The following is a 5,001-nucleotide window of genomic DNA, read 5'->3' as shown; positions in this document are numbered from 1 at the left end:
AGAGATACGAATGAGGGAAAGAAGGCCGCGGTGGGCAAAAAAGCATATGTGCGTGGGCAATTTGTGGACATCGAGATATTACAAAAGATTAGTTAAAGCTGGAATCCATGCTAATCGAGAGGCGTGAGCATTGCCTAACTGCTTGAAATCAGCAATAAAAAAAGGCCAACCCGTTAAGGTCGGCCTTTCTTAGTATTTGGTGGAGGCGGCGGGGCTCTGCCTTGCTTTGTAACTTGTTGTATTTACTGGTGATATTTCTCCTTTGAGTTTGTAGGTGTTACTTGGGGTGTTACATAAACCAAAGGTGCCTTAGGTTCTCTCGAATTAATATTTTATTTATATGAGACTCCCCTGCGTTTTAGGCAGAAAAACCTTTTGAGCATATTGACTAATTACCTGCGTCAATTGCTAAATCAAGACTCTATCCCAAACTTTGTTCAAGATAAGTTGTCAGTTGTCGAAATACAACGAATCATGTTTAGTTATTTCTTATCAACTTCATTTAGTCGCCCGAGGCCTGATGATATCTCTGTTTAGTTGGATCCACAGCTGATGTTGTCCCGGTAGGCTCATGTAGCCATAAGTGTTTCATATTCACAATTCTGGTTCTGAATCCTCACTGATGAATTTATATTATTAAAACAGTGGCTTGCGTTTATTTTTCTCTGCGGTAATGGTGGTTGCTCACCGTAAGGTATCAGCTAGCAAAAACTTTATAACTATGGCTTAGATGGGTATTGTATAGCACCGGGTGTTATTTTTAGCTTTGAGCCTACTATGTGGACGGTTCTAAATTCTATCTGAAGAGGAGCTGATAATTTTACCAAATTTATAATAGATTCAACATTACCCAGCCCAACTATCTTGAAAAACACCGACAATGCGACATGGGTGCATTGAAAACTCTACTTGAATAGGATAATCTCAAGACTGTGAAATGGAGTTTACACTGGAATAAAAAATGATTTCAATGACATACCTATACATCTTCCAATCAAAGTTCTGCGAAGTATTCGCGCAAACTCTACTTAATCTTTCTGTAATCAACCACAAATATGCAGTACATACGAGCTCGCATTGTTAATCAATGCTGGTTTTTATTCGCTTGAGTTATCTAGTTAAACCAACAAATAAGAATAAACATCATTATGAATAATCAATTAGAGCAAAATATTAAACAACTCACAGAACAGAAAGAAGCACTAAAACAGCAAGTTATTGAGGTAGAGGAGCAAGCACCCAAAAGGAAAGTGTTAGCCGCGATGGCCAAACAAAAGTATTTTTATTTAAAAGAGTACCCCAATGTTATATTTGACCGTGATACTTCCTACTTATGGCATGATAAAGAGCTTGATATTACCTCTATCACTGAAGTAGATCTAACAGGGGAGAATCTTGCGGATCAAGATGAAGTCATATCCCTTACTAATGCGATTAAGAATAATAAATATTTGAAGCTAAAGGGCTGGGAAATTCCTGATGGGTATGATTTCCGTTCCATTATTGATGTGAGTACAACGGAAAGCAAAGACACGTTGCCATTTTTGTTATACAAAAATGATTCAACGCATTATGCAATGGGGCGATCAGATAGCTTCTTAAGTGCAATAGTCTATAAAAATAATAACTTGTATTTGTTAAGTGGCTGGTCAGGATACGAATACGACCGCAAAGCGTTAGTTAAAAATGTTCATGGTTCTCAAAACACTTTTCTCTACGAAATAATCTTTGGTAGCAAAATAAATCAAGATCATAATAGATATAGTATCGTTGAGAGACATCCTCATACCTTATATAATCAACAGTTCTTTCTCGTTAACAAAAGTTTTGCGCTTAATGAATACCGATTAGACCCTAGTTTCGATAAGTTATCAGAAGAAGAGCAAGCGAGCACGCTCTCTCGTAGAAGTGAGCAAGCACAAGACGATTTTTTACAAATACTTATTCAAAATAAATTTATTCCAATCTTTGAAAATCACAAAGTTTCGCCACTTTATGAATTGTTGTTAAATGACCTGCCAAAACTAAATGCACAGTTAAAAGCCGTTGCTGATGAGCTTAGCAACTTAGTTAAAATCAAAGATCAACAACGTGAATTATTATCATCTAAATTTAACTATCAAGAATTGTTATCATTTAACAATTTCGATTGTCAGGACATTGATAAATCACCCATCCGCTTTATTCATGAAACGATGCGTTGGAGTGATTTATTACAAGATAAAGTGATGGAGTATCAGATCCGTCAGCATAAGGTTATCAGCGAGGGTAATGCAAATACGTTCGCTTTATCAAGAAAGTATAAAGATGATAAAAAACTATCTGAAACTGAAAACCAGCTGATAGCCAGCAGACAGAAGTTTATGTTTGAGCGATTAAATTTGGATATGAATATTCCAATGGCTAACTTAGCTTCAATGAAGCTACAGTGTTTAGATGAGAAGAAAAAACTCTTTGCGTTAAATGCAGATAGTAATGGCTTAGTTAAACTGGGCTTGTTTGGATCTGAACCGAGGGCCTGCTTTGATCTCGTTGCAGAAAATAGCGCGACGATGCTAACCGATGTATTACTTCGCATTGAATTTTATGAAGAAAATGAACCTTTGATTAAAGCGTTACTACATACAGAAAGTGAGTGGACCAAAGACTTTAAAGCCAGTAAGTCGGTATCAAAAGAAAAGTTAAAATTAGAGTGTGAAGAGGACGAAATTGATGAACAACTATGGCTATCATGGTTCTCTGAATGGTGCGATAAGCGCTGGGCAATAGAAAAATGTTTACAACCATTAATAGAAAAAGGTCTTGAAGGTGCTTTTGTTAAACATAACTTAGACATTCAAGAACCATTAGTGATTAAGCTTGTTGAATTATTAACGACCTATCGTAATAAAGTAGACCAATTTTACTTATCAGATAGAAAGAGTGTACACCAGAAGTTTGCATTTCAAACCGGTGGCGAGTTGCAGGAGAAATTTGAGGCAGAGAGTGAGCAATATAAGCACACCATCAGTTTTCAAACTAAATTGCACAATATGGTGTTCGGGTTAGAAAGCATTGAAGAGCGGTTATGGCTTTTCCATTGGGGGGATGCCTTAGTCGATATGGCAATAGACTCGGTTTTGGATTTTATTAGAGACAAAGAGTTAGATGTTATATCGCAAGCAGTGATCAATGATTTCACTCAGTTGAGATTGCAGAACTACGCAACATTTATTAATGATGCTGCTGCACATGCTGAAATATCAGCCAAGTGGGATAAAGAATACAATGCATTGATGTTTAAAATGCGTAAAGAGTTGAGTCAAATGACTGTGAGAGAGGTATAAATTATGGGTTTGTTAAGTTCAGTTGGCAGTTTTGTTAGTCGTGGTATCAGTGTCGTATCAAGTTTCCTTAGTGGAGGTTCAAATTCATCTGGTAACTCTGATAGTTCCCATCGGTCTAGTTCTTCAAGCACAAGCTATGATCCAGATAAGGTAAAAATTGCAGAAATAGATAAAGAAACACAACTACAACTTGCGGGTAAGGAGCAAGAGCGTATTAAATTGATGCGTGATGTAAAAATAGAGATATTACGGGAGCAAGCACGATTTGAAGAAGCCATAACTCAAACCAAACTAGATGGCTTACAACAAATGAGCGATATTATTGTCAGTATGCAAGCACGTTTCAATGACGTAGCTGAAAAAAGACTGAGAATAATCGAGCAAGGTTCTATGAATATCATTAAAGATATTGAGAATTTTTATTATGAATTGCAAAAATCGATAGAAGAAAGAGATATCGAGTTTACGGAGAATAAGTTACCTAAGCTTTTAGAGCAACTAGGTAAGTACCCTGAAGACTCTGCTCCTTATCAACTTTATTTTAAGAAAATCGAGAGCTTAATTGTAAACCAATCTGCATATTCTGAACGCGCACTTGAAGACCTATCCGCGAGACAGGATAAGATCATTACAAGTTCTTTAGCTACTAAAGAACGTATCACTGCACATACTGACCAGTTAACCTCGCAGATTGTTGAAAAGATAATGGATAAAAGTGACATGCTACAGAAGTCATTAGAAAGCAGTTTGCCAGAATACCGTGAGCAACTTGCAGAAATTGAAACGCCTAAACTTATAGTGAGCAAGCATTCATAAAGCTAAAAAATCATAGTGTGAAAAATATATAGGTACGCAATTTTGCGTACCTATATCACTTTCTTTTCATGTGACAATAATGAAATTTAAATGGACAATATTTTCAACAGAGGGCTGCTTATGGCGCAAGTGCAGCCTTTCGCTCCTCAAGTTAATCATGCATCTTATAAATCCCTATCAACTTGGTATTTAGGCAAGCGAAAGGGTAAGCGGGACCTGCACAATTACCAAAAAAAGAGCTAGACACAGAAAACATGGCTAACGGAGATAAACAAAGACTCCAATTGTGGGTCGGCATTGGTCATTAGGTAGTTACACAGAATCTGCTACAGGGTCTCTAGGATCTTCATGCCACATTGTTATCATTAACTATTACCTTTAAGCAATATTTTAACTCTCTGTTTTTGTTTTTTTGTTAGTTTGTGAGTAAAAATATCCGCATCTTCCAATTTAACTTGGTACTGATACACAGTCGTTTTATAGCCAGAAATTTTGTGTTTTAGTTCTACTATTTGGGTTTGAAGAGCAGTTCTATCCTCTAAAGTCAGACTAGGATCTATGCTAACTGTATTGGTTGAATGTTCGTAATTATCGGGCTGTATCTGGGCTATTCGATCTAGTTTATCAGTGAACTTGGAGATTTTTTCTAGATGCATGTCTATGCTGTATTCTTTAGAAGCTAGCCTTTCTGATCGCTCGATTAACGACTCTTCGGCTTCCTTTAGCTTTACTTATTAGGCGACAATTAACTTGGCCAGTTCGCGACAATTAGCTTGTCCGGTTTTGGTAATCTTTAGGCATACATAATTCTTGAGAGATTTATATGCCTGGAAAACCCATAAACCAACTACAGGTTAAC

Annotated in this window: 2 protein-coding genes; both read left to right on the top strand. The window is 36.7% G+C overall.

What is annotated here, in order from left to right; genetic code table 11:
* The first annotated feature begins 1,148 nt into the window (after positions 1-1,148).
* Complete coding sequence (locus HRU42_RS20430) at positions 1,149-3,326, top strand: hypothetical protein (RefSeq protein WP_295033855.1); 2,178 nt, start codon at positions 1,149-1,151, stop codon at positions 3,324-3,326.
* Between the two features lie 3 nt (positions 3,327-3,329).
* Entirely contained in the window at positions 3,330-4,142 is an 813-nt protein-coding gene (locus HRU42_RS20425; protein ID WP_295033853.1) for a hypothetical protein, read from the top strand.
* Positions 4,143-5,001: the final 859 nt, after the last annotated feature.

The sequence above is a fragment of the Shewanella sp. genome (genome assembly GCF_013214165.1).
GTDB lineage: Bacteria > Pseudomonadota > Gammaproteobacteria > Enterobacterales > Shewanellaceae > Shewanella.
The sequence above is the reverse complement of the archived record's forward strand: the minus strand, read 5'-3'. Positions and strand labels throughout refer to the sequence as shown.

Coding starts and splice junctions, on each gene's coding strand:
- HRU42_RS20430 (WP_295033855.1), top strand. CDS start 1,149: ATGAATAATCAATTAGAGCAAAATATTAAACAACTCACAGAACAGAAA.
- HRU42_RS20425 (WP_295033853.1), top strand. CDS start 3,330: ATGGGTTTGTTAAGTTCAGTTGGCAGTTTTGTTAGTCGTGGTATCAGT.